This window comes from Streptomyces atroolivaceus, from assembly GCF_000717025.1.
Taxonomy (GTDB): Bacteria; Actinomycetota; Actinomycetes; order Streptomycetales; family Streptomycetaceae; genus Streptomyces; species Streptomyces atroolivaceus.
The window spans coordinates 50,100-71,744 of sequence record NZ_JNXG01000002.1 but is presented as its reverse complement, the minus strand read 5'-3'; the positions used below and the strand labels follow the sequence as shown (position 1 = coordinate 71,744).

At 71.7% G+C, this 21,645-nt stretch carries 29 protein-coding genes; 9 read left to right on the top strand and 20 right to left on the bottom strand.

Annotated elements, in window-relative coordinates; genetic code table 11:
- Window positions 1-28: 28 nt before the first annotated feature.
- Entirely contained in the window at window positions 29-703 is a 675-nt protein-coding gene (locus OO67_RS03485; protein WP_033297100.1) for an RsiG family protein, read from the bottom strand.
- A 115-nt stretch (window positions 704-818) separates the two neighbouring features.
- Here OO67_RS03485 and dtd point away from each other — a divergent pair, with 115 nt between their 5' ends.
- On the top strand, window positions 819-1,268 hold the full coding sequence (dtd, locus tag OO67_RS03480) for a D-aminoacyl-tRNA deacylase (protein ID WP_033297098.1): 450 nt from the start codon (window positions 819-821) through the stop codon (window positions 1,266-1,268).
- 40 nt (window positions 1,269-1,308) lie between these two features.
- On the opposite strand, the gene ygfZ is transcribed toward dtd, so the two are convergent.
- From ygfZ to OO67_RS03455, 4 genes are all read right to left on the bottom strand, one after another.
- Window positions 1,309-2,274, bottom strand: a complete 966-nt coding sequence (gene ygfZ, locus OO67_RS03475) for a CAF17-like 4Fe-4S cluster assembly/insertion protein YgfZ (protein ID WP_033297096.1) — start codon at window positions 2,272-2,274, stop codon at window positions 1,309-1,311.
- A gap of 30 nt (window positions 2,275-2,304) precedes the next feature.
- On the bottom strand, window positions 2,305-2,778 hold the full coding sequence (locus tag OO67_RS03470) for a Fur family transcriptional regulator (protein ID WP_033298645.1): 474 nt from the start codon (window positions 2,776-2,778) through the stop codon (window positions 2,305-2,307).
- A 76-nt stretch (window positions 2,779-2,854) separates the two neighbouring features.
- Window positions 2,855-3,427 (bottom strand): heme-binding beta-barrel domain-containing protein, encoded by a 573-nt coding sequence (locus OO67_RS03465; protein ID WP_033297095.1) that lies wholly within the window; start codon window positions 3,425-3,427, stop codon window positions 2,855-2,857.
- A 259-nt stretch (window positions 3,428-3,686) separates the two neighbouring features.
- Window positions 3,687-3,935, bottom strand: coding sequence for a hypothetical protein (locus OO67_RS03455; protein ID WP_033297092.1), 249 nt, complete (start codon window positions 3,933-3,935; stop codon window positions 3,687-3,689).
- Between the two features lie 84 nt (window positions 3,936-4,019).
- Here OO67_RS03455 and OO67_RS03450 point away from each other — a divergent pair, with 84 nt between their 5' ends.
- Complete coding sequence (locus tag OO67_RS03450) at window positions 4,020-4,382, top strand: DsrE family protein (RefSeq protein ID WP_033297091.1); 363 nt, start codon at window positions 4,020-4,022, stop codon at window positions 4,380-4,382.
- Window positions 4,383-4,423: 41 nt separating this feature from the next.
- Here the strand turns inward: OO67_RS03450 and OO67_RS03445 are convergent, their stop codons facing one another.
- The 8 genes from OO67_RS03445 to OO67_RS03415 form a co-directional block, all read right to left on the bottom strand.
- On the bottom strand, window positions 4,424-4,762 hold the full coding sequence (locus tag OO67_RS03445; protein WP_033297090.1) for a DUF3099 domain-containing protein: 339 nt from the start codon (window positions 4,760-4,762) through the stop codon (window positions 4,424-4,426).
- Between the two features lie 152 nt (window positions 4,763-4,914).
- Window positions 4,915-5,202 carry a DUF1416 domain-containing protein gene (locus OO67_RS03440; protein WP_014154938.1) on the bottom strand — a complete coding sequence of 96 codons (288 nt, stop codon included), beginning with the start codon at window positions 5,200-5,202 and terminating at the stop codon, window positions 4,915-4,917.
- Window positions 5,203-5,268: 66 nt separating this feature from the next.
- The gene (locus OO67_RS03435) at window positions 5,269-6,108 is read right to left on the bottom strand and encodes a sulfurtransferase (protein WP_033297089.1); all 840 of its coding nucleotides are present in this window, start codon (window positions 6,106-6,108) and stop codon (window positions 5,269-5,271) included.
- A gap of 139 nt (window positions 6,109-6,247) precedes the next feature.
- Window positions 6,248-6,328, bottom strand: coding sequence for a putative leader peptide (locus tag OO67_RS40760; RefSeq protein WP_350310325.1), 81 nt, complete (start codon window positions 6,326-6,328; stop codon window positions 6,248-6,250).
- Window positions 6,329-6,578: 250 nt separating this feature from the next.
- Entirely contained in the window at window positions 6,579-7,274 is a 696-nt protein-coding gene (locus OO67_RS03430; protein WP_033297087.1) for an LmeA family phospholipid-binding protein, read from the bottom strand.
- A gap of 156 nt (window positions 7,275-7,430) precedes the next feature.
- A complete protein-coding gene (locus OO67_RS03425) occupies window positions 7,431-8,840 on the bottom strand; it encodes a membrane protein (RefSeq protein WP_033297086.1) in 1,410 nt (469 codons plus the stop codon).
- Between the two features lie 10 nt (window positions 8,841-8,850).
- Window positions 8,851-9,105: a MoaD/ThiS family protein gene (locus tag OO67_RS03420; protein WP_033297085.1), complete on the bottom strand. Its 255-nt coding sequence runs from the start codon at window positions 9,103-9,105 to the stop codon at window positions 8,851-8,853.
- Between the two features lie 41 nt (window positions 9,106-9,146).
- The gene (locus OO67_RS03415; protein ID WP_078597617.1) at window positions 9,147-10,106 is read right to left on the bottom strand and encodes an alpha/beta hydrolase; all 960 of its coding nucleotides are present in this window, start codon (window positions 10,104-10,106) and stop codon (window positions 9,147-9,149) included.
- 297 nt (window positions 10,107-10,403) lie between these two features.
- On the opposite strand from OO67_RS03415, the gene OO67_RS03410 reads away from it, so the two are divergent.
- The 6 genes from OO67_RS03410 (at window position 10,404) to OO67_RS03385 (ending at window position 15,931) form a co-directional block, all read left to right on the top strand.
- Window positions 10,404-11,207 carry a winged helix-turn-helix transcriptional regulator gene (locus tag OO67_RS03410; protein WP_033297083.1) on the top strand — a complete coding sequence of 268 codons (804 nt, stop codon included), beginning with the start codon at window positions 10,404-10,406 and terminating at the stop codon, window positions 11,205-11,207.
- 24 nt (window positions 11,208-11,231) lie between these two features.
- A complete protein-coding gene (locus tag OO67_RS03405) occupies window positions 11,232-12,275 on the top strand; it encodes a LacI family DNA-binding transcriptional regulator (RefSeq protein ID WP_033297082.1) in 1,044 nt (347 codons plus the stop codon).
- 94 nt (window positions 12,276-12,369) lie between these two features.
- Window positions 12,370-13,536 carry a S1C family serine protease gene (locus OO67_RS03400; RefSeq protein ID WP_033297081.1) on the top strand — a complete coding sequence of 389 codons (1,167 nt, stop codon included), beginning with the start codon at window positions 12,370-12,372 and terminating at the stop codon, window positions 13,534-13,536.
- A 13-nt stretch (window positions 13,537-13,549) separates the two neighbouring features.
- Complete coding sequence (locus tag OO67_RS03395; protein ID WP_033297080.1) at window positions 13,550-13,735, top strand: hypothetical protein; 186 nt, start codon at window positions 13,550-13,552, stop codon at window positions 13,733-13,735.
- Between the two features lie 43 nt (window positions 13,736-13,778).
- Window positions 13,779-14,510: a response regulator transcription factor gene (locus tag OO67_RS03390; protein WP_033297079.1), complete on the top strand. Its 732-nt coding sequence runs from the start codon at window positions 13,779-13,781 to the stop codon at window positions 14,508-14,510.
- Window positions 14,507-15,931 carry a sensor histidine kinase gene (locus tag OO67_RS03385; protein WP_033297078.1) on the top strand — a complete coding sequence of 475 codons (1,425 nt, stop codon included), beginning with the start codon at window positions 14,507-14,509 and terminating at the stop codon, window positions 15,929-15,931. The genes OO67_RS03390 and OO67_RS03385 overlap by 4 nt, the downstream gene beginning before the upstream one ends.
- Window positions 15,932-15,965: 34 nt before the next feature.
- On the opposite strand, the gene OO67_RS03380 is transcribed toward OO67_RS03385, so the two are convergent.
- Complete coding sequence (locus OO67_RS03380; RefSeq protein WP_033297077.1) at window positions 15,966-16,337, bottom strand: winged helix-turn-helix transcriptional regulator; 372 nt, start codon at window positions 16,335-16,337, stop codon at window positions 15,966-15,968.
- 91 nt (window positions 16,338-16,428) lie between these two features.
- Here OO67_RS03380 and OO67_RS03375 point away from each other — a divergent pair, with 91 nt between their 5' ends.
- Window positions 16,429-17,268 (top strand): SDR family oxidoreductase, encoded by an 840-nt coding sequence (locus tag OO67_RS03375; protein ID WP_033297076.1) that lies wholly within the window; start codon window positions 16,429-16,431, stop codon window positions 17,266-17,268.
- Between the two features lie 137 nt (window positions 17,269-17,405).
- Here the strand turns inward: OO67_RS03375 and OO67_RS03370 are convergent, their stop codons facing one another.
- From OO67_RS03370 to OO67_RS03345, 6 genes are all read right to left on the bottom strand, one after another.
- On the bottom strand, window positions 17,406-17,618 hold the full coding sequence (locus tag OO67_RS03370) for a DUF397 domain-containing protein (RefSeq protein WP_244300078.1): 213 nt from the start codon (window positions 17,616-17,618) through the stop codon (window positions 17,406-17,408).
- A 139-nt stretch (window positions 17,619-17,757) separates the two neighbouring features.
- On the bottom strand, window positions 17,758-18,690 hold the full coding sequence (locus OO67_RS03365; protein WP_051709111.1) for a phosphatidylinositol-specific phospholipase C: 933 nt from the start codon (window positions 18,688-18,690) through the stop codon (window positions 17,758-17,760).
- A 79-nt stretch (window positions 18,691-18,769) separates the two neighbouring features.
- The gene (locus OO67_RS03360) at window positions 18,770-19,705 is read right to left on the bottom strand and encodes an ABC transporter permease (RefSeq protein ID WP_078597615.1); all 936 of its coding nucleotides are present in this window, start codon (window positions 19,703-19,705) and stop codon (window positions 18,770-18,772) included.
- 11 nt (window positions 19,706-19,716) lie between these two features.
- Window positions 19,717-20,658, bottom strand: a complete 942-nt coding sequence (locus OO67_RS03355; protein WP_051709109.1) for an ABC transporter ATP-binding protein — start codon at window positions 20,656-20,658, stop codon at window positions 19,717-19,719.
- Window positions 20,655-21,047 (bottom strand): transcriptional regulator, encoded by a 393-nt coding sequence (locus tag OO67_RS03350; RefSeq protein WP_033297075.1) that lies wholly within the window; start codon window positions 21,045-21,047, stop codon window positions 20,655-20,657. Before OO67_RS03350 ends, OO67_RS03355 begins: the two co-directional genes overlap by 4 nt.
- Window positions 21,044-21,532, bottom strand: a complete 489-nt coding sequence (locus tag OO67_RS03345) for a hypothetical protein (RefSeq protein ID WP_208860953.1) — start codon at window positions 21,530-21,532, stop codon at window positions 21,044-21,046. Before OO67_RS03345 ends, OO67_RS03350 begins: the two co-directional genes overlap by 4 nt.
- Window positions 21,533-21,645: the final 113 nt, after the last annotated feature.

Below are 21,645 nucleotides of genomic sequence, written 5' to 3'. Positions count from 1 at the left end.
GGCGTGACCCACCCCCGGAAGGGTCGCTTCAGGCGAGCAGGTCCTCTACTTGTGCTTCCCCGTCACGGTACCTGCGGGCGATCTCCGCGCTGCAATCGTCGACGGTCCGCTGGAGCCGGTGACGGCGCCTAGACACCTGCTGCTCGTAGCGGACGAGCCGCGCCATGGCGGTCAGCAGCTCTTCGTCCGTACGGGCGTCGAGATCCGAGAGCTCGACCTCGGCGAGGGTGTCCGCCGCCAGCTGCCGGTACTCGTCGCTGCGCGGGGTGGTGAGGGTGACGTGCCGCGCGGAGGAACGGTGGACCGACGGGGTGTCGGCGAGGATCTCCGAGAGCCGGTCCACGACGGGCGACTCGGGGTCCACCCGACGGGCGAGCTCGGCCCGCAGGATGTCGATCCGGCCCTGCACCAGACGGCGTACGTAACTGAGGTCCGCCTCGTCGCGCTGGGCGTCGCGGCGCAGGGTGCGCAGATCCGGCAGCCGCAGCCCGCCGAATTCGGGCTGTGGACGGACGGACGCCAGGCCTTCGACCGCACCGCCCCCGGTCTGGCCGGGCACGGACACCGCTCCGGGCAGCTGTACGGGCAGGGCGGGCAGCTGGCCGGGCGCGGCAACGGTCCGCTGCACCGGCGGCCGCAAGCCGGCGGCTGTGCGTGTCCCTGGTACGGCCCTGGGTGATGGCCCGGTTCCACGTGTCGTCATGATGTTCCGTCCCCTCGACCGGTGCGTCGGCACACCGACATCGTGCATGGTGCCACTACGCAGGGTGTTCACGCAGGTGCTCTGTACCCGTTCGGCCCAAGATAGGTTGGTCTGTATGCGTGCAGTGATACAGAGAGTGGACGGTGCGAGCGTCACCGTGGCGGGCGCCGCGGACGATCCGTCGGGGACCGGGACGGTCGGCGAGATCGTCGGCGAGGGACTGTGTGTGCTGGTGGGAGTCACCCACGGGGACACCAGGGAGAAAGCGGCGCAGCTCGCCCGCAAGCTCTGGACCCTGCGCGTACTGGAGGACGAGAAGTCCTGCTCGGACGTGAACGCGCCGTTGCTGGTGATCTCGCAATTTACTCTTTACGGGGACGCCAGGAAGGGCCGCAGGCCCACGTGGAACGCCGCCGCGCCGGGCGAGGTCGCCGAGCCGCTGGTCGACGAGGTGGTGGCGCAGCTGCGCGCGCTCGGCGCGCGGGTGGAGACGGGCCGGTTCGGGGCGGACATGCGGGTCTCGCTCACGAATCACGGCCCGTTCACCGTGCTGGTCGAGGTGTAGCGGCGCGGGCGGCCCGGCAGGCCGCCCGCGCGTGGCCGCTCTACGGCTCGACGACCGTCTCCTGGGCCGCAGCGGTGTCACCCGCGAGCAGTTCCGCGTCCACCGCGACGTTCCGCTTCACCAGTGCCAGGGCGATCGGCCCCAGCTCGTGGTGGCGGGCCGAGGTCGTGATGAAACCGAGCTGACGGCCCTCCTCCCCGTCCGCGGCGAGCCGGACCGGCGCCCCGTGACCGGGCAGGTGCACCTCGCTGCCGTCGAGGTGCAGGAAGACGAGCCGGCGCGGCGGCTTCCCCAGGTTGTGGACACGGGCGACGGTCTCCTGGCCGCGGTAGCAGCCCTTCTGGAGGTGCACGGCACTGCCGATCCAGCCCAGTTCGTGCGGGATGGTGCGGTGGTCCGTCTCGAAGCCCAGGCGCGGGCGGTGCGCCTCGACGCGCAGCGCCTCGTACGCCAGGATCCCGGCCACCGGGCCGTGCGCGGCGGCGTACGTCTCCAGCTCGGCCCGGGGCAGGAAGAGATCGCGGCCGTGTGCCGTCTCCCGGACGGCCACTCCGTCCGGGACCTGGGCGATCGAACCGGCCGGCAGGTGCACGACGGCGAAGTCCTCGGTGCGGTCGGCGACCTCGACCCGGTAGAAGAACTTCATCGACTCCAGGTACGCGACCAGCGCTTCCCGGGTCTCCGGCTCGGCGTGCATCCACACCGTCGTGCCGTCGTCGACCAGGTAGAGGGCGTGCTCGATGTGGCCGTTGGCGGAGAGGATCAGCGCCTCGGTCGCCTGGTTCGGCGCCAGGTCGCTGACGTGCTGGGTGAGCAGCAGGTGCAGCCAGGTCAGCCGGTCGTCGCCGGTGACCGTGACGACCCCCCGGTGCGAGAGGTCGACGAGGCCGCTGCCGTCGGCGAGGGCGCGTTGCTCACGGAACAGGTCGCCGTAGTGCGCGGCGACGCCTTCGTCGCGCCCCTCGGCGGGGACGGCGCCGGGCAGGGACAGCAAGGGGCTCTTCATGCGACCAGCGTACGACCCGCGCCGCCCGGACTACCCGGCGCTGTCGGGGCCCTCCGGCGGTCCGGCCGCGGCCGCCGCCTCACCGGCCTTCGCGGTGCAGTCGGCGCAGCGTCCGAAGATCGCGAAGTGCTTCATGTCGGTCTCGAAGCCGAACGCGCCCCGCAGCTTCGCCGTGAAGTCGGCGACCACGTCGACGTCCGCCTCGATGACGTCCGCGCAGTCCCTGCAGACGAGGTGGATGTGGTGGTGGCGGTCGGCCAGGTGATACGTCGGGGAGCCGTGCCCGAGGTGGGCGTGGCTGACCAGCCCGAGCTCCTCGAGGAGCTCGAGGGTCCGGTAGACGGTGGAGATGTTCACGCCCGACGCCGTCCTGCGCACCTCGCAGAGGATGTCGTCGGGGGTCGCGTGCTCCAGGGTGTCGACGGCCTCCAGGACGAGCTGACGCTGGGGCGTCAGCCGGTAGCCACGCTGCCGAAGATCGGTCTTCCAGTCGGTGCTCACCACAGCCCCAGTGTAGGGCGGGGTGAGCACGGGCCCGACGGACACGGGCGGGCGGGCCCGTCGGCCGGCCCGGGACCGACTACTTGAAGAACGCGATGCCGTCGTCGGGCATGTCCCCGAGGCTCTTCGCCATCGCGGCGACCTCCTCCGGGGTGACGACCTTCTTCAGGTGCGCCGACATGTACGGCCGCAGCTCCACGTCGGGGGTGGCCTTCTCGCCGACCCACATCAGGTCGCTGTTCACATAGCCGTAGAGACGCTTGCCACCGCTGTAGGGGCCGGAGGCGGCGGTGCGGGCCACCGCGTCGGTGACGACGTCGATCTGCGGCTTCTGCTTCGCCAGCTCGCCGTACCAGACCTCGACGACGCCCTGGTCGCGGACCATGACGATCTCGACCTTGCGGTCCTTGTCGATGCGCCAGTAGCCGGACTCGGACTCGAGGGGCTTGACCTGCTTGCCGTCGGCGTCCAGCACCCAGGAGTGCGAGACGTACTCGAGGAAGTCACGGCCGTCGTGGCTGAAGGTCACTTCCTGGCCGAAGTTGCACTTCTCGGCGCCGGGGAAGTCGGCGACGCCCGCACCCGCCCAGTTGCCGAGGAGGAAGGCCAGCGGCACGAGGTCCGGGTGGAGGTCGGACGGAATCTCGATCATGAGCGGCTCAGACGATCTGTGAGGGTGTACGGAAAGTGTTCGGCGAGGGTCAGCGCTGGCCCTGGTACAGCTTCTTCACGGTCACGGCGGCGAAGGCGAGCACGCCGACGCAGACCAGGACCAGCAGGGCGGAGAAGAAAACCTCAAGCACGGGAGCTCCTCGGTACGAACGGCGTGACGGCAGCAGGCGGCCGGGCCCCCAGCCTAATGGGTGGGGGCCCGGCACGGCGGTCCGGGGTTTCCCCCGGGCGCGGCCGGTTCAGCCCAGGAGCTGGTTCTGCAGGACCACGGTCTGGTGGAACGGAACCGTCTCCGTGCCGGCCGCGCCCTTCCGCCCGTGGACGACCAGGGCGACGGTGTCCCCGGCCAGCACGTAGGCGTGGCGGACCTGCTCGGCCCCGTAGGGCTCGGGCTCGGAGTACACGTGCGCCGTGGTGCACTCCGGTCCGTCCGCCGCGGACCACTCCTCGTCGAAGGAGGGTTCGGCCGTCCCGGCGAGCGGGATCACCAGGGAGCGGGTTCCATTACCCGCGCACACAACTGACCCACAGGTCACAGGGGAGGTCGTCCGGCCGGGGATTACAGTCGGTACATGCCGAAGAAGCTCGTGATCAAGGTGACCGCAGGAGCCGATTCCCCCGAGCGCTGCTCACAGGCCTTCACCGTGGCGGCCGTGGCCGTCGCCAGCGGGGTGGAGGTCTCGCTGTGGCTGACCGGCGAGTCGGCCTGGTTCGCCCTTCCGGGACGCGCCGCCGAATTCGAACTGCCGCACGCCGCGCCGCTGCCCGATCTGATCGACTCGGTCCTCGCGGGCGGCGGGATCACGCTCTGCACCCAGTGTGCGGCGCGCCGCGACATCCCGGAGAAGGACGTGCTGGAGGGCGTGCGGATCGCCGGCGCCCAGGTCTTCGTGCAGGAGGCCATGACGGACGGCACCCAGGCCCTCGTCTACTGACCCGGAGACCCTGCCGGTACTGGTCCGGAGACCCCGCCGGGCTACCGGCGGCGGTTCCTGCCGTCGAGCTCGTCCCACCACGCGTCCGACGTCGGGTCACCCGTGGGCTGTTCCCTGGGCGACCGGGGCCGGGACTCCCGCCGTGGCTGCCGGGACTCGTCGGACCCTGCGTCCGGCGAGGCGGCGTCGTCCCACCAACGGTCCTCAGGACCCCGGCGGTTGGCGACGACCGCCGCGACGGGCGGAATGACCATGGCGACCACGCACATCGCCACGGCCGCCGGTACGGACCAGAGCCGCACGAAGGCCCAGGCGGAGACGAAGAGGAAGAGGCATCCGCCCATCATCAGGAAATAGGCGCGCCTGCGCCGGGCGTACATGTCTCCAGCGTAGGGCTCCGCGGCGAGGAAGCGCATGCCGGGCGGAGCCGGGGCTGAGCCGGGGCCGGGCGGACGGCGCGAAGGGCCGCACCCCTGTCCAGGTGGCGTCCAACCCCCTGGGGTGCGGCCCTCCGGCCGTATGTGCGCGCGGACTACACGGCGATGGCGACCTCTGCGAGGCCACCGGTCTGCGCCACGACCGTACGGTCGGCGGTGCCGCCCGGTACCAGGGCGCGGAGCGTCCAGGTGCCCTCGGCCGCGTAGAAGCGGAACTGTCCGGTCGCCGAGGTCGGGACCTCGGCGGTGAACTCACCGGTCGAGTCCAGCAGACGGACGTAGCCGGTGACGGGCTCGCCGTCGCGGGTCACGCTGCCCTGGATGGTCGTCTCGCCCGGCTTGATCGTCGAAGCGTCGGGGCCGCCGGCCTGTGCTCCACACATGGTGTTCTGTCCTTCGGGTCGGGGTCCTGCTGATCGGGTCCTGCGGAATGCCGTGTCGGCGTCGGACTACTTGTTGGCGCCGAGCTCGATCGGCACGCCCACGAGGGAGCCGTACTCGGTCCACGAACCGTCGTAGTTCTTGACGTTCTCCTGGCCGAGCAGCTCGTGCAGGACGAACCAGGTGAGCGCGGAGCGCTCACCGATGCGGCAGTACGCGATGGTGTCCTTGGACAGGTCCACCTTCTCGTCCTCGTAGAGGGCCTTGAGCTCGTCGTCCGACTTGAACGTGCCGTCGTCGTTGGCGTTCTTCGACCACGGGATGTTGCGGGCGCTCGGCACGTGGCCGGGGCGCTGCGACTGCTCCTGCGGGAGGTGCGCCGGGGCGAGCAGCTTGCCGCTGAACTCGTCGGGCGAACGCACGTCGACGAGGTTCTGGCTGCCGATGGCGGCCACGACGTCGTCGCGGTAGGCGCGGATCGACTCGTCCTGGGCCTTGGCCTTGTACTGGGTGGCCGGGCGCGTCGGGACCGCGTCGGTCAGGTCGCGGGAGTCGAGCTCCCACTTCTTGCGGCCGCCGTCGAGCAGCTTGACGTTCTCGTGGCCGTACAGCTTGAAGTACCAGTACGCGTACGAGGCGAACCAGTTGTTGTTGCCGCCGTAGAGGACGACCAGCGTGTCGTTGCCGATGCCCTTCTCGGACAGGAGCTTCTCGAAGCCGGCCTGGTCGACGAAGTCACGGCGGACCGGGTCCTGGAGGTCCTTGGTCCAGTCGATCCGGATCGCGTTCTTGATGTGGTTCTTCTCGTAGGCCGAGGTGTCCTCGTCGACCTCGACGATCGCGACCTGCGGGTCGTCGATGTGGGCCTCGACCCAGTCGGCGTCGACCAGAACGTCTGCGCGGCTCATGTGTTTCTCCTCCGGGGCAGTCTGCGGCGGGGTGGTGCGGAGTGCGGTGTACGCGCGGGCTCGGAGCGGAACGCGTACGGAAGGCACGGATTCGGCCCTGACGTGGTCGAAGGGCCGGGGGAAACGGGGAAGGTCCCGCTCAGAAAGTGCGACAGAGCATGGCGGCGACGCGGCACAGGTCTACTGCCCGCCGCTTCGTGAGGTCCGCCTGTCGCTTCATGCGTCCGATCGTAGGGAGGTACGGGCGGAGATGTCACCGTCGTGTCGGATGATGAGACACGATCGTCCGCGATGTGGGACGAGCGCCCCGCCCGACCAGCTCGGGGTCCTCGGATCCGGCGGCCCGGCCCGAGGGGCATCTACGGATCGGACGGGCTCGTCTCAATATCTGGATCGCACCCGGTGCGCCCGCCCGCAGCGTCTCTACCCGGCCTCGCCGGAAGTCATCCGGAGCCGCCCATGTGCCGCTGTCATCCCGCCAGCCGGATGTCGGCGCCGGTCATCGAGATCTCCAGGCCGCCCGGCGCCACCTCGATCTTCTCCAGCTTCAGGCCTTCGGGCAGCCCGCCGATACCGCGCTCGAAGTCGGTCTTCTTCCTGACCAGGCCCTCCAGGCCGGGGATGCCCTCACCCGGGACCTCGTCGGCGCGCACCTTGACGGTGTCGCCGTCGACCAGGGTGACCGTGGAGAGCACGCTGCGCGTGACCGTCTGTTCCAGCAGCGGGATCCGGACGGAGCCGGTGACCTTGACCTTGCCGTCGCCGCCGTAGGCGACCGTGACGCCCTCGTCGGCGGCCTCGGTGAGGGCCGCGTACGAGATGACGGCCGTCCCGGTGGCCCGGGAGGCCGTCGCACTGGAGTAGCCCGCGCCCAGCGTGACCTGCCGCAGCTGGGCCTGGATCTCACTGATCCGTATGGCCCGCCCGGCCGCGCTGGCCCGGATGTCCTTGACCGTGACGTCGACACGGTCGAACTCCGACCCGGCGACCTGCGTCAGGAAGGGAAAGCCCTTGATCGAGACATCGGTCGAACCGGCCTCCGCGCCACCGAAAGCGACCCGCCCCTCGGCCTCCGACTCCGCGAAGTACACGGCGGCGCGGTCCACGGCGACGAAGACGCCGCCCAGCACCACGGCGATGATCAGCAGTATGCGCAGTGCTCGCATGCTTGTCGTTCCCCCACTCGGACCGGCCGGACCTCTGGTGCACGTGAGCCTACTGCCGCCGGTGCGGCGCACCCGGAATGATCGACGAGCAGAGGGCCCGGCCGGTTCCCCGGCAGCGGGGAAAGGCGTGAGGGGACGTCAGGCACGCCCGGTACGTCAGGCGATCGCACGGCCGATCAGGTACACGGCGGGAGCAGCGGCGGTGAGCGGCAGCGCCACCCCTGCCGTCATGTGCACGAAGCGGGACGGGTAGTCGTAGCTCGCGACCCGCAGCCCGATCAGCGCGCAGCCGCCGGCCGCGAACCCCAGGAACGCGGCCTGTGCACCGAAGTCCGTGAGCCCTCCGGCGGCCAGGCCCGCGCCCGCCGAGGCGAGCAGCGCCACGACGACCGAGGCCGGCCCGGGCAGCGGCAGGGCCCTGACGAGCACGGCCACGGCGACCGCGACACCGCCCACCGTCACCGCGTCCGGGACGGCCGCCAGGTGCCCGGCGGCCAGCACGGCGAGCGCGGCCGACGCGACGGTGGCCGTCAGGCCGTACATCCGCTCGTCGGCCCCGGCACGGCTGCGCAGCTGGAGGACGAGCGTGAGCAGCACCCAGACACCGAGCGTGCCGAGGATGGCCGCCGGAGCGTTGCTCCGGCCCGCAGCGAGCAGCACGGCATCGGCCACGACACCGCCGGCGAACGCGAGCGCGATGCCCTGCCTGGCCGGCCACATGCCGTTGAGCCGGAACCACCCGGCGGCCGTCACGGCCTGGAGCAGCACCAGGGGCACGAGCAGGGCGTAGGGCCCGACCGAGGCACCGAGGGCGAGGAGCAGCCCGAGTCCCGCGGTGATCGCGGCCGGCTGCATCCCCGGCGCGATGATCGGCGAACGCCCCTCGGCACGGGCTCGCTGGGCGTCGGTGATCCGGCTGTTGCCCAGAGTGGTGGGCGCGCTGTAGTCGGAGCCGCCGGGAGCCGTCGCCGAAGCCCTCGGTGGGGGCGGGGCGGACGGGGCGGACGGGGCCGCCGGAGCCTCGGGCGGCAGCGGGTGGGCACCCGGAGCGACCTGCGCGGGGGGTGCCGCCCGGTGGTGCTGCGGCTGGATCGTCGGCTGGTAGCGGGTGTCCCAGGTCTGGCCCTCCCACGTCTGGGCCGCGCCCTGGCCGCCGGCGGCCTGGGGACCGCCCCGCTCCGGGTACACGGCGGGCTCCGGGTACAGCGGCGGCTGCTGCGCGTACGGCTGCTGCCCGTACGCGGGCTGCGCGGGCTGCTGCCCGTACGCGGGCTGCGCGGGCTGCTGCCCGTACGCGGGGTCAGGGGTCGGCTGCCCGTACGCCGGATCAGGGCTCTGCTGCCCGTACGCGGGGTCGTAGGGCTGCTGTCCGTACGCGGGCACCTGGTCCTGCTGTCCGAACGCGGGGTCGTAGGGCTGCTGCCCGTAGGCGGGCACCTGGTCCTGCTGCCCCAACACCGGCTGCTGGTCCTGCTGCCCGTACGCCGGGTCGTAGGGCTGCTGCTGCCCGTCCTGCTGCCGCCCGTGTCCCGGGTCGTACGGATACTGCTGATCGTTGTTGCTCATGGTCTGCGGTTCACCCTCCTGCGAACGGCGGGAGCACCTCGACCGTGCCGCCCTCGGCAAGCCGTACGGTCTCATGACCTCGGGTCCCCACCGGATCCCCGTCGATCAGGAACGAGCATCGGAGCAGTACACGCGTCAGCTCACCGGGGTGCCGCTCGCGCACACCGTCGAGCGCCTCGGCGAGTGTCTCCGCCGTGTACGGCTCCTCCGCGGTCCCCGCTGCGGCCTTGGCCGCGGCCCAGTAGCGGATCGTCCCCGCTGCCATGGCAGCACCCCTTTCGTCGTACGTCGGCTGTCCATCATGAATCACGCCGACTCCGTCCAGTCGGCGATGCGGGCCAGCAGTCCCCCGTCAGCGGCGTTCTCCGCGTGGCCCATGCCGTGTTCCAGCCACAGCTCCGCCCCGTCGCCCGCCGCTCCTGCCAGCATCCGCGGGTGGTCGACGGGGAAGTACGGGTCGCGGTCGCCGTGCACGATCAGCAGGGGCGCGGTGATCAGCGGGACGGCCTCCACCGGCGAGAGCGGCACGGGGTCCCAGTCCTCGCGGTGGATCCTGGTGCGGAAGCCGTAGCGGCCGACCAGCCGGCCCGTGGGACGGGTGACGACCCAGTGCAGCCGGCGCATCGGGGCGGTGCCCCGGTAGTACCAGCGGGCCGGTGCGCTCACGGAGACGACCACGTCCGTATGGGCGTCCGCCAGCGCATGCGATCCGCCAAAGCGCGCTCCCACGCGCCCCTCATGCGCCTTATGCGCTCCGGCGCGCCGCTCCACCCGTTCGGCTCCCGCTGTCCCGGGTTTCTCGATCGCGGATTCACCGGCTTCCCGAGCCGTATACAGAGCGGCGTGCCGGAGCACCACGGAGCCGCCCATGGAGAAGCCGACCGTAACGACGCGACGGTGTCCGAGCGACCGCGCCCAGGCGACCGCGGCCGCCAGGTCCAGGACCTCGCGGTCACCCACGGTGGACCGTCCGCCGGACCTTCCGTGGCCCCGGAAGGAGAACGTGATCACGGCCGTACGCTGGGCGAACACCTCGGCGGCCCGCAGCAGCGCCGGCCGGTCGACGCTGCCGGTGAACCCGTGCGCGAGGACGACGGCGGTCCCTCCGGACCGACCGCCTTCGGCGCCCCCGGAACCCGCCGTACACGGGGTGTACACCGCCTCGATACGGACCCCGTCACCGGTCAGCAACGTGGTGCGCCGAGGGGCCGGCGTGATCGAGGGAACAGAAGAACTCGAGAAACGACCCTCGGACACAGAACTCATGTGGGCTATTCTGCTGCGAAGAGGATCCGGGCAAAGCAGCCCCCGGGTCCTTTTGTGCTTTCCGAGCGTTGTTACGGCGACGTTTCCACAAGCTCAGCGGTCCCCGGGCGCGGGGCCGCAAGGTAAGAACCGTATGACGGCCGTCGCGGGTGATGGCCGTACGGGAGTACGAAGCAGTGCCGCATACTCCCCCGGGTCCGACCCGGGAGTGCCCCTCTCGCAGGGAACGAGGAGGACCGACGTAATGGGCGAGCTGAACGTGCACGATCGACCGACGACCCAGGCAGGTGGGCGGCGATGAGTTCACTGCTGCTTCTGACGAATGCCCTTCAACCGTCGACGGAGGTGCTCCCCGCCCTCGGCCTTCTGCTGCACAGCGTGCGGGTGGCCCCCGCCGAGGGGCCAGCCCTCGTCGACACCCCTGGTGCCGACGTCATTCTCATCGACGGCCGTCGCGACCTCCCCCAGGTGCGCTCGCTCTGTCAGCTGCTGCGGTCCACCGGACCCGGCTGTCCGCTGATCCTCGTCGTCACGGAGGGCGGTCTCGCGGCCGTCACCGCCGACTGGGGCATCGACGACGTCCTGCTGGACACCGCGGGCCCCGCCGAGGTCGAAGCCCGGCTGCGGCTGGCAACCGGCCGCCAGCAGATCACCGCCGACGACTCCCCCATGGAGATCCGTAACGGCGACCTGTCGGTCGACGAGGCGACGTACAGCGCCAAGCTCAAGGGCCGGGTCCTCGACCTGACCTTCAAGGAATTCGAACTGCTCAAGTACCTCGCCCAGCACCCGGGCCGGGTCTTCACCCGCGCCCAGCTGCTCCAGGAGGTCTGGGGCTACGACTACTTCGGCGGCACCCGCACGGTCGACGTCCACGTACGGCGGCTGCGGGCCAAGCTCGGCCCGGAGCACGAGTCGTTGATCGGCACCGTGCGCAACGTCGGCTACCGCTTCGTCACCCCCGAGAAGGCGGACCGGGGAGGCGAGGACGCCAAGGCCAAGGCGGCGTCCAGGCCCGCGGACGGGGAGGTCACCCGTACGGAGCAGTCGGCGGATGCCGAAATCGTGGAAGAAGCCCCGGTCCGGCCTGCCAAGCGGTAGGTCGATCCGCGTAGACTGCCGCGCGTGGCCAAGGTGACGCGGGACGATGTGGCGAGACTGGCGGGGACCTCGACAGCGGTCGTCAGCTACGTCATCAACAACGGACCCAGGCCGGTCGCCCCGGCCACGCGCGAGCGGGTGCTGGCCGCGATCAAAGAGCTGGGCTACCGGCCCGACCGGGTCGCCCAGGCCATGGCCTCGCGGCGCACCGACCTCATAGGGATGATCGTGCCGGACGCCCGGCAGCCGTTCTTCGCCGAGATGGCGCACGCGGTCGAACAGGCGGCGGCCGAGCGCGGGAAAATGGTGCTCGTCGGCAACTCGGACTACCGCGACGAGCGCGAGGTCCACTATCTGCGGGCTTTCCTCGGCATGCGGGTCTCCGGGCTGATCCTGGTCAGCCAGGGTCCGAGTGAGCGCGCGGCCGCCGAGATAGAGGCATGGGACGCCCGTGTGGTCCTGCTGCACGAACGCCCCGAGGCGATCGACGACGTCGCGGTCGTCACCGACGACGTCGGCGGCGCCCAGCTCGCCACCCGCCACCTCCTGGAGCACGGCAACGCCTACGTGGCGTGCCTCGGCGGCATGGAGTCGACCCCGGTGGTCGGTGACCCGGTCGCCGACCACATCGAGGGCTGGCGCCGGGCGATGCAGGAGGCCGGGCGGCCGACGGAGGGCCGGCTCTTCCACGCCCCCTACAACCGCTACGACGCCTACCAGGTGGCCCTGAAGCTGCTCTCCGGCCCCGACAGGCCCCCGGCGATCTTCTGCTCGACCGACGACCAGGCCATCGGGGTGCTCCGGGCCGCGCGCGAGCTGCGCATCGACGTGCCGGGTGAGCTCGCGGTCGCGGGCTTCGACGACGTGAAGGAGGCCGGGCTGACCGATCCGCCGCTCACGACGGTCTTCTCGGACCGTCCGGCGATGGCCCGGGCAGCCGTGGACCTGGTCCTCGACGACTCGCTGCGGGTCTCGGGTTCGAGGCGCGAGCGGCTGAAGCAGTTCCCGTCCGCTCTGGTGGTGCGCCGGTCGTGCGGCTGCGGCGAGCCGACGGTGCCCGCGCCGTAGCGGGGCGCTTCCTTATTTCGGGCATACGAGGTTCTGCCGGGCTTCTCAGGACGTACTCAGGCTGCTCTCATGTTCGCTGGCCACTCTCGTAGACATGACCGACAGCCACCGCCCGAGCGGCGAGTCCCCGATGTCCCCCTCGCACGACAACGGTTCGTACGACGACGGCGCCTACCGCACGGGGTCGTACGCCGGCGCTTCGCACGGCACCGGTCCGTACGCCGGCGCCGCGTACGGCGGTGGCGAGGCGGCCTACCCGCCGCCCCCGGCCTACGGACCCGGGCGGCCGACCGCCGAGGAGCCCACCGCCGCCTACGCCTGGCCCGCCCCGGCGCCCCAGCCCTTCCCGGCCCCGGACACCCCGAAGCCCGAGCGCCGGGTCAAGAGGCCGCTCGCGCTGCTGGCCGCCGTGGCGATCGCCGCCGCGGCGATCGGCGGCGGCACCGCCACCCTCATCGGCGAGCTCGCGGGCGGTGGCTCCGGCAGCTCCGGTTCCGGCGGCGTCGTCAGCGGCACCACCGTCTCGCAGAGCAGCGCCGGCACGGTCTCCGGTGTGGCGGCGGCCGTGTCGCCGGCCATCGTCGAGATCAGCGCGACGTCCTCGTCGGGCGAGGCCACCGGTTCCGGTGTCGTCATCACGGCGGACGGGGAGATCGTCACCAACAACCACGTCATCTCCGGCGCCTCCAAGATCGAGGTGGCCCTCAGCACGGGCAAGACGTACACGGCCGACGTCGTCGGTACGGACCCGGACAAGGACCTGGCGCTCATCAAGCTCCAGGGCGCGAGCGGACTGAAGACGGCCTCGCTCGGCGACTCCTCGTCGGTGAAGGTCGGCGACCAGGTCGTGGCGATCGGCTCCCCCGAGGGTCTGACCGGCACGGTGACCAGCGGCATCGTCTCGGCGCTGGACCGCGACGTCACGGTCGCCAAGGACGAGGAGCCGGAACAGCAGCAACAACAGGGCGGCCAGAACTGGCCGTTCGAGTTCGGCGGACAGCAGTTCAACGGCGACACCGGCTCGTCCAAGACGACGTACAAGGCCATCCAGACAGACGCCTCACTCAACCCCGGCAACTCCGGCGGCGCGCTGATCAACATGAACGGCGAGATCATCGGCATCAACTCCGCGATGTACTCGCCCAGTTCGGCCAGTGCCTCCGGTGGTTCGGCGGCGGGCAGCGTGGGCCTCGGCTTCGCCATCCCGGTCAACACCCTCAAGGCCGACCTGGACGCCCTGCGCGCCGGCGACGGCTCCTGACGAGGAGGTCCCGATGAACCCCGACACCGGTCCCGTGGCCGCCGGCCCGGCCGCTCTGGCCCTCCCGCTGGCCCTGGCCGCAGAACTGGCCGCCCCGGTCACCGCCGCCGCGTCCGGTGCCCGCCCGTCCGAGGTCCGCAGCGGCACCGGCCGCGGGCGACGTGCCGCGCGACGCCGCGCGGCGGCCGTGCGAGGCTGAGAGCCGCAGCACACCCGGAACGAGGGAAGAGGACGAAGAAGCGATGAGCCCCGCCGAAGACGATCCCCAGCGCGTCCTGATCGTCGACGACGAGCCCGCCGTACGCGAGGCGCTGCAACGCAGCCTCGCGTTCGAGGGGTACGGGACGGAGGTGGCCGTGGACGGCTACGACGCCCTGGCCAAGGCCGAGTCGTACGCCCCCGACCTGATCGTCCTGGACATCCAGATGCCCCGCATGGACGGCCTCACCGCCGCCCGGCGCATCCGGTCCACCGGGTCGACCACGCCCATCCTGATGCTCACCGCCCGTGACACCGTCGGCGACCGGGTCACCGGTCTCGACGCCGGCGCCGACGACTACCTCGTCAAGCCCTTCGAGCTGGACGAGCTCTTCGCCCGCATCCGCGCCCTGCTGCGCCGCAGCTCGTACGCCGTCGCGGCGGGCGGACCGCTCCCCGACGACGACGTGCTGTCCTTCGCGGACCTCCGCATGGACCTGAACACCCGCGAGGTCACCCGGGGTACCCGCCGGGTCGAGCTGACCCGCACCGAGTTCACCCTCCTGGAGATGTTCCTGGCCCACCCCCGGCAGGTGCTGACCCGCGAGCAGATCCTCAAGGCGGTCTGGGGCTTCGACTTCGAGCCCAGCTCCAACTCCCTGGACGTGTACGTGATGTACCTGCGCCGCAAGACGGAGGCGGGGGGCGAGCCCCGCCTCGTCCACACGGTCCGGGGCGTCGGTTACGCCCTGCGCTCCGGCGGCGGTGACGGGTGACCGGCCTCCCCCGCCGGCTCCGCGCACTGCCGCTCCGCTCACGCCTCGCCCTGCTGGTCGCCATGGCGGTCGCGGTCGCGGTGGCAGCGGTGGCCGCCGCCTGCTGGTTCGTGACGCGGGAGCAGCTGGAGCACCAGCTGGACGAGTCGCTGCGCGGCTCCAAGGTGGACGAGCCCTACCTGGCCGATCTGTACGCCTACTGCCGGGGCACCACCCCGCTGCCGCCCCGGCCCTTCACCGGTGCGACGGTCCAGCTCATCGACTCCCAGGGCACGGTGTGCATCGCTCCCGACGCCGCCTCGAAACTGCCTGTCGGCGACCGGGACCGGGAGGTGGCCGAGCGGAAACGGGCCTACGCCCTGCACTCGGCGACCGCCGAGAACGGTGAGGACATGCGTGTCCACACCTCCCCCCTGGCCGTCCGGGGCGACCCCGGCGCGGGTTCAGGGAGCCTAGCGGTCTCCATCGCCCGCCCCTTGAGCGAGGTCACCGACCCCCTCTCCACCCTCGCCTGGGTGCTGCTCCTCGTCTCGGGCATCGGCGTCGTCGGCGCGGGTGCCGCGGGCCTGTGGATCGCCCGCACCGGGCTGCGCCCCGTCGACGACCTCGCGCACGCCGTCGCGCACGTGGCCGAGACCGAGGACCTCACCGTCCGGATCCCGGTCGAGGGCGAGGACGAGATCGCCCGCCTGTCCCGCTCGTTCAACGCCATGGCCGGCTCCCTGGCCACCTCCCGCGACCGCCAGTCGCAGCTGATCGCGGACGCGGGGCACGAACTGCGCACCCCGCTCACCTCGCTCCGTACGAACATCGAGCTGCTCGCCCGCAGTGACGCCACGGGCCGCGCCATCCCGCCCGACGACCGCAGGGCACTGATGTCCTCGGTCAAGGCCCAGATGACCGAGCTGGCCGCCCTCATCGGCGACCTCCAGGAGCTCTCCCGTCCCGACGCCGCCCAGCCCGGCCCCCTCCAGGTGGTCGCGCTGCACGAGATCACCCGTAACGCCCTGCAGCGTGCCCGGCTGCGCGGCCCCGAGCTGACCATCACCGCCGAGCTGGCCCCCTGGTACGTACGCGCCGAACCGGCGGCCCTGGAGCGGGCGGTCGTCAACGTGCTCGACAACGCGGTGAAGTTCAGCCCGGCCGGCGGAACGATCGAGGTGAACCTGCACCGCGGCGAACTGACCGTACGGGACCACGGCCCCGGCATCCCGGCCGAGGACCTCCCGCACGTCTTCGACCGGTTCTGGCGCTCCCCCTCGGCCCGTCAGCTCCCCGGCTCGGGCCTCGGCCTGTCCATCGTGGCCCGCACGGTCCAGCACGCCGGCGGCGAGGTCGCCCTGAGCCCGGCGGAGGGCGGAGCCGGCACGGTGGCGTCGATCAGACTGCCGGGGGCGCCGACGCCACCGCCGGAGGGGTGAGGGCGGGGCGGCTCAGAGCCGTCGGCGGGGCCCGCTATCCCGCGCTGCGCGGTGACAGCCGCCGCGTGATCCGGTCGAACAGCTCCGTCAGCGGCTCGCCGACGTCCCGGCCGAACTCGGTCAGCCCGTAGGTGACCTGAGGGGGCGTCGTCGGCTCCACCTTCCGCCAGATCAGGCCGTCCTCGACCAGCGCGCGCAAGGTCTGGGAGAGCATCTTCTCGCTGATGCCCTGGATGCTCTCGCGCAGCTCGTAGAACCGGAGGTTGTTGCTCCGCAAGGAGATCAGCACCCAGACACCCCACCTGCTGGTCACGTGGTCGACCATGTCGCGCGCGGGACAGTCGGTGTGAAACACGTCATACCGCTCCCCCGCCTCGACCCGCTTGCGCTGCACGCCTTCCCTCATGTCATGAACTTACCTTGAGGTACGTCCTTACCAAAAGTAAGCCCCGCTCCTAGCGTGCAGGCCACCGAGGACTTCCGACCAGGAGCTGAAGATGATCGTAGTAACCGGGGCCACCGGCAACATCGGCCGACCGTTGACGCAGACCCTCGCCGAGGCGGGCCGGCCGGTGATCGCCGTGTCACGGCACACGGCAGCGGTACCTGCCGGCGTCCGCCACGTGGCGGCCGACCTGTCCGAACCGGGCAGCCTCAAGCCCGCGCTGGCCGGTGCGAAGGCGCTGTTCCTGCTGCTGTCCGGCGACCTGCACGCCACGGGAGCCAGCCCTGTCGACCTCATCGGCGAAGCCGTGGCCGGCGGGGTCCGCCGGGTCGTCCTGCTCTCCACGCTGGGCGTGGCGACCAGGCCTTTCGGCCCCACACGGATCGCGATGCGCGCACTGGAGGACACGCTGCGGGAGTCCGGCCTGGAGTGGACCATCCTGCGACCGGGCGGCTTCGCCTCCAATGCCCTGTGGTGGGCCGAGTCCGTCCGCACACAACGGGTCGTCGCCGCGCCCTTCGGCGACATCGGGGTGCCGGTCATCGACCCGGCGGACATCGCTGCGGTGGCAGCGGCCTGCCTTCTGGACGACCGGCACACCGGCGGCGTGTACGAACTGACCGGCCCGGAGGTGGTCACTCCGCGCCAGCAGGCGGAGGCCATCGCCGCCGCGCTGGGCTCACCGGTGAGGTTTCACGAGCTCACACGCGACGAGGCGAAGGCCGCCATGACGCGGAGCATGCCGGCGGAGCTCGCCGACGACACCCTGGACATACTCGGCTCCCCGCACCCGTCCGAGCTCCGCGTCAGCCCGGACGTGCGGCAGGTCCTCGGCCGCCCCCCGCGCCCCTTCGCCGACTGGGCCGCCCGCAATGTCGCCGCGTTCCGCTGAGACCGGCCGGCACTTCTGGAACCGCCCCTCGTGCTCGGCGATCCACTGCTGAGGCCTGAGGAACTCACCGTGCGGCCGACCCCGGTCGGCCGCACGGGCCCGGACACCTTCCGCACGAGGCCTGGGCACCGTGCGGTTCAGGCCAGGTCGTCGAACTCGCCCTCCTTGGCTCCGCCGAGGAAGGCCCGGAGCTTGGCGCGAGACGTACGCACGACCACGTCGGGCCGGTCGCTCTCACGCAGCAGTATCTCGCCTTCGTGCTCGGCCGGTTCGAGACAGTCGGAGCCCTCGGCATTCGAGGACTTCGAGGACTTCGAGGACGTGCGCCTCTGGATTTCCAGGACCCGGATCCTCACACCTTCGTGCTCTGCGCGATGCCGCGAATGAAGTCCCGCGAACCCTCCGGATCGAGCGACTTCTCCTCGGTCCGGTCCAGCCGGCTGTGCACCTACGCCGCCGAACGGGCCGCCCACTGGGCGCAGTGACCTCTCAACCGGTCGGGTTGTGCCGGATCAGCGACTCCACCAACCCCGAACGGGTCGCGGGGTAGTCCAACGGGACGATCCCGAGCCCGGTCCAGCCCGCCGCCTCCGCCCCGCCGAGGAACGCGTGGACCTGCGGGTTGAGCCGGTCCGAGTTCCAGCGCGGTGGCAGCAGGGCGGCGGTGCTCACGTAGTTCATGAACAGCTTGCCGGGCTGCTGCGCGGCCCTCCGGAACTGCGCGACGATCTTGGGGTACTTGGCGAACGGCTCCGCCATGTAGTCGTCCTGGATGTCGAAGAGCGCGGAGTCGGCGTACCTGACGCCCGGGAGACCGCCGTTGTCGGCGAGCAGCACGACCTTGCCGCGTGCCCCGCCCAGGTCCGGGAGCGTGGGGTCGAGCCGGAGGAGCGATCGCCAGCCCTTGCCGTCGAGGTAGAGGTCGAAGATCCGCCGGAACGCGGCGTCGCTCTCCTCGGAGTACTCCTGCTTGACCCGCATCAGCACCGTCTCGGACGGACGGACGGTCAGGAAGTTCCGGCAGGCGGTCAGGACGTCGTCGAAGTTCAGGTGCTGGTACGACGCTCCGTGGTGGATCGCGAACGCGTCGCCGCTGATCCGGCAGCGGATGTCGAGGAAGCGGATGCCACTGTCGAGCTGCTCGGCGACCGTCGTGTTCTGGCAGGCGGTCCAGAGGCCGCCGTGGCGCGCACCCGAGTTGTGTGTTCCCGGGATCGTCAGGCGGCGCAGCGGGGTGCTGTCCGCGAGTGCGCCCATCCAGTCCTGGGTGCCGCGCACCGAACGCGACGCGGCACCCGCCGTACCCGGTACGGCACTCAGCAGGGCGCCCGCGGTGAGGCCCGCCGCTCCGGTCAGGAAGCGCCGGCGGTCGATACCGCGGCTGCCGTCGTTGCTTCGCTCGGTCGCGCCCAGGGTCACCATGGACCGGATTATGGCGCGTACAGAACAACCAGGGAATGGGGCCTCCCCCAGGGCCTGCGCGCCCCTCGCGGAACCGTACCTACGAGGCCTTCGCCCCGCCCTGTTCCGCCTTGCGCAGGCGTGCGCTCATCCGGGAGCCGGACTCACGGCGAGCGGCGCGGCGCAGGAGGGGGATCGCGAGGAGGAAGCCGATGACCGCCCAGGCGGTCAGCACCAGGGCGACCATGGGCAGCTCCCAGGAGCCGGCCGGCTCGGCGGCCTGCGCGGAATCCGGCAGCAGCGCGGAGCGCAGCCCCTGCGCCATCCACTTCAACGGGAAGACGGAGGCCACCTGCTGGACCGGGACGGGAAGCACGGTAATGGGGAACACCGCCCCCGAGGTGACGAGCAGTCCCATCGTGGGCAGCATGATCAACGCCAGCGCCTCGCGCGGGTTGGGCAGCACGGCCCCGATGGCCGCCCCCAGCGGTACGACGGCCAGCAGCCCCAGGGTGGTGACCCACGCAAGCGTCAGCCAGTCCCCCGGCCCGCGAGGCAGCGGCCCGTCCGCCACCAGCGCCGTGGCCGCCAGGAGCAGGGCCAGGGAGCCGACCGCCGTGACGACCACCAGCAGGCACTTGGCGATGAGGTAGGCCGGTATCCCGCCGGGCGTGGCGCGCAGCCGCAGCAGGGCGCCCTCCTCCCGCTCGGTCACGAGTATCTGCGGAAGACTGATCAGCCCGACCTGGAACAGCAGATAGGCGGCGAAGCCCGCGATCACCAGATGGGACATCGGCGTCTGAGTACCGGGCACGTCGTCGTTGATGTAGACGGCGACCAGCAACGCGACGACGACGTTGGTCAGATGACCCGACAGCTCCTTGGGGTTGCGGAGGAGGTGCCGCAGCTCGATGCCGCCCCGGAGGAAGCCGGCCCGCCAGTAGGTGCGGGTGGGGCGGGACCTCTTCGTCCCACCCGGTGCGCCGTTCACTTCCGCCACGTCTGCCACGCCGGCCTCGTCCGTCTTCCCGGTCATGCTCGTCCCTTTCATACGGCCTGCGCCTCCCCTTCCACGGCCTCGTCCGCGCCGTCGTCCTCCCGGTGCACCATGTGCAGGTAGGTGTCCTCCAGCGTCGGGCGTCGGACCTCCAGGCCGGCGATCGGACCGGTCGCGTCCTGGTGGAGTTCCCAGACCAGCCGTGACGGGTCCTCGGTGCGCTCGCGGTGGGCCGTGCCGTCGTCGGCGGTCCAGCGGACCTCCGCCTGCGCGGCGGCCCGCCGGGCCAGTTCCGCCGGGGTCCCGCAGGCCCGGATCCGGCCGCCGACCAGCATGGCGATCCGGTCGGCGAGCCGCTCGGCCTCCACCAGGTCGTGTGTGGTGAGCAGGACGGTGACGCCCTCCTCGCGGGCCAGCCGCTCGACCAGGAGGTGGAACTCGTGCCGCGCCTCCGGATCGAAACCGGTGGTCGGCTCGTCCAGGAAGAGGAGTTCGGGGCGGCCGACGATGCCGAGCGCGACGTCGAGCCGCCGCCGCTGGCCGCCGGACAGCCGGTCCACCTGCTGGCCCGCCTGGCCCGTGAGGCCCACGAGGTCCAGCAGCCCTGCCGGGTCACGCGGATCGGGGTAGTACGTCGCGAAGTGCGTCAGAAGCTCGGCGACCCGCCAGCGGCGGTGATCACGCCAGGACTGCAGGACCAGTCCGATCCGGCCGCGCCAGGCGTCGTCTCCCCGCTCCGGGTCCGCGCCGAGGACGCTGACCTCGCCCGAGGAGCGCTGCCGGAAGCCCTCCAGGATCTCGACCGTTGTGGTCTTCCCCGCGCCGTTGGGCCCGAGCAGTGCGAAGACCTCGCCCTGGTGGATGTCCAGGTCGATGCCGTGGAGGACGTCGACGTCGCCGTACGCCATGGTCACACCGCGTGCCCGGATGACGGGGAGGGCGGTCGCGCCGGGCGGTGCGGGTCGTACGGGTGTGGGCCTGGGTGTCGTCATCGTCCTGCCTCCGCGTGGTGCTGCTGCCCTGGCGCCGCCCCGGTCGCGGCCGTCACCGTGTCGCCGTCCGCCACGGGGCCGGCCGGCGCCGTGGCCCCGGCGCCCTCGACGATCGCCCTGAGCGCCGCCACATGCCCGTCGAAGGCGGCGCGGCCACGGTCCGTCAGCCGCACCCTCGTGCGGCGCTTGCGTCCGCCGCCCTCCTTGCGGACCTCCAGGTATCCGGCCTCTTCCAGGGTGTGCAGCTGCTTGGAGAGCGCGGAGTCACTGAGCGAGAGGCTGTCGCGGACGAAGGCGAAGTCCGCCCATTCGGTGGCGGCGAGCAACGCGGCCACCGACAGCCGGGTGGCGGGATGGATCAGCTCGTCGAAGCCGGCGGGGGTGCTCATCGGCCCGCCCGTTCGCCGACGCGCACCGAGTCGGCGACCCAGCGGCGCGCCGGCCCGACGAACAGCAGGAACACGGCCGTCGAGGCCGTGGCCTGGATCAGACCGGCGGCCATCGGCTCCAGCCCACCTGCCAGGTGACCGGACAGCAGGGTCGTCCCGCCGGTCACCACCGCCCCGGCGGCGAACATGGCCGACATCCGCCGGTTGCAGCGGGAGTGGTGCAGTCTCATCCGGCTCCTGCGACCGCAGATCACGGCCACCGCGCCCAGCAGCGCCACGTACCCGGCGAGGGACAGCAGGACCCCCCACAAGGGCAGGTCAAGGCCCTGGCCCGCCAGGAAGACCCACATGATCGCGGCCGTCGCGTAGGCCGCGCCGGGGCCGCCGGACGCGCTCCGCTCGATCTCGTCGTACACCCGCTCCTGCGGCACACGGATGCGCTGCAGGTCGTTCCATGCCTGTTCGGCATCCACCGGCGTGCTCACGGCCGTCGCCTCCCCTGACGTTCCGAGACGGTCGGGGCACGTCACCCCGCTCGACTTTCCTGCTGGGAAAGTTACCTCCGACTTTCCTGATGGGCAAGCTTTCCTGGCAGGCA

What these genes read in the sequence shown, in the direction of transcription:
- OO67_RS03410 (WP_033297083.1), top strand. Translation starts at nt 10,404, where the DNA reads ATGAGTTCACTGCTGCTTCTGACGAATGCCCTTCAACCGTCGACGGAG.
- OO67_RS03425 (WP_033297086.1), bottom strand. Translation starts at nt 8,840, where the DNA reads ATGAGCAACAACGATCAGCAGTATCCGTACGACCCGGGACACGGGCGG.
- OO67_RS03435 (WP_033297089.1), bottom strand. Translation starts at nt 6,108, where the DNA reads ATGAGCCGCGCAGACGTTCTGGTCGACGCCGACTGGGTCGAGGCCCAC.
- OO67_RS03395 (WP_033297080.1), top strand. Translation starts at nt 13,550, where the DNA reads ATGAACCCCGACACCGGTCCCGTGGCCGCCGGCCCGGCCGCTCTGGCC.
- OO67_RS03380 (WP_033297077.1), bottom strand. Translation starts at nt 16,337, where the DNA reads ATGAGGGAAGGCGTGCAGCGCAAGCGGGTCGAGGCGGGGGAGCGGTAT.
- OO67_RS40760 (WP_350310325.1), bottom strand. Translation starts at nt 6,328, where the DNA reads ATGAAGCGACAGGCGGACCTCACGAAGCGGCGGGCAGTAGACCTGTGC.
- OO67_RS03445 (WP_033297090.1), bottom strand. Translation starts at nt 4,762, where the DNA reads ATGTACGCCCGGCGCAGGCGCGCCTATTTCCTGATGATGGGCGGATGC.
- OO67_RS03355 (WP_051709109.1), bottom strand. Translation starts at nt 20,658, where the DNA reads ATGACGACACCCAGGCCCACACCCGTACGACCCGCACCGCCCGGCGCG.
- OO67_RS03390 (WP_033297079.1), top strand. Translation starts at nt 13,779, where the DNA reads ATGAGCCCCGCCGAAGACGATCCCCAGCGCGTCCTGATCGTCGACGAC.
- OO67_RS03350 (WP_033297075.1), bottom strand. Translation starts at nt 21,047, where the DNA reads ATGAGCACCCCCGCCGGCTTCGACGAGCTGATCCATCCCGCCACCCGG.
- OO67_RS03415 (WP_078597617.1), bottom strand. Translation starts at nt 10,106, where the DNA reads ATGAGTTCTGTGTCCGAGGGTCGTTTCTCGAGTTCTTCTGTTCCCTCG.
- OO67_RS03360 (WP_078597615.1), bottom strand. Translation starts at nt 19,705, where the DNA reads ATGACCGGGAAGACGGACGAGGCCGGCGTGGCAGACGTGGCGGAAGTG.
- OO67_RS03420 (WP_033297085.1), bottom strand. Translation starts at nt 9,105, where the DNA reads ATGGCAGCGGGGACGATCCGCTACTGGGCCGCGGCCAAGGCCGCAGCG.
- OO67_RS03430 (WP_033297087.1), bottom strand. Translation starts at nt 7,274, where the DNA reads ATGCGAGCACTGCGCATACTGCTGATCATCGCCGTGGTGCTGGGCGGC.
- OO67_RS03465 (WP_033297095.1), bottom strand. Translation starts at nt 3,427, where the DNA reads ATGATCGAGATTCCGTCCGACCTCCACCCGGACCTCGTGCCGCTGGCC.
- dtd (WP_033297098.1), top strand. Translation starts at nt 819, where the DNA reads ATGCGTGCAGTGATACAGAGAGTGGACGGTGCGAGCGTCACCGTGGCG.
- OO67_RS03450 (WP_033297091.1), top strand. Translation starts at nt 4,020, where the DNA reads ATGCCGAAGAAGCTCGTGATCAAGGTGACCGCAGGAGCCGATTCCCCC.
- OO67_RS03375 (WP_033297076.1), top strand. Translation starts at nt 16,429, where the DNA reads ATGATCGTAGTAACCGGGGCCACCGGCAACATCGGCCGACCGTTGACG.
- OO67_RS03400 (WP_033297081.1), top strand. Translation starts at nt 12,370, where the DNA reads ATGACCGACAGCCACCGCCCGAGCGGCGAGTCCCCGATGTCCCCCTCG.
- OO67_RS03365 (WP_051709111.1), bottom strand. Translation starts at nt 18,690, where the DNA reads ATGGTGACCCTGGGCGCGACCGAGCGAAGCAACGACGGCAGCCGCGGT.
- OO67_RS03440 (WP_014154938.1), bottom strand. Translation starts at nt 5,202, where the DNA reads ATGTGTGGAGCACAGGCCGGCGGCCCCGACGCTTCGACGATCAAGCCG.
- OO67_RS03485 (WP_033297100.1), bottom strand. Translation starts at nt 703, where the DNA reads ATGACGACACGTGGAACCGGGCCATCACCCAGGGCCGTACCAGGGACA.
- ygfZ (WP_033297096.1), bottom strand. Translation starts at nt 2,274, where the DNA reads ATGAAGAGCCCCTTGCTGTCCCTGCCCGGCGCCGTCCCCGCCGAGGGG.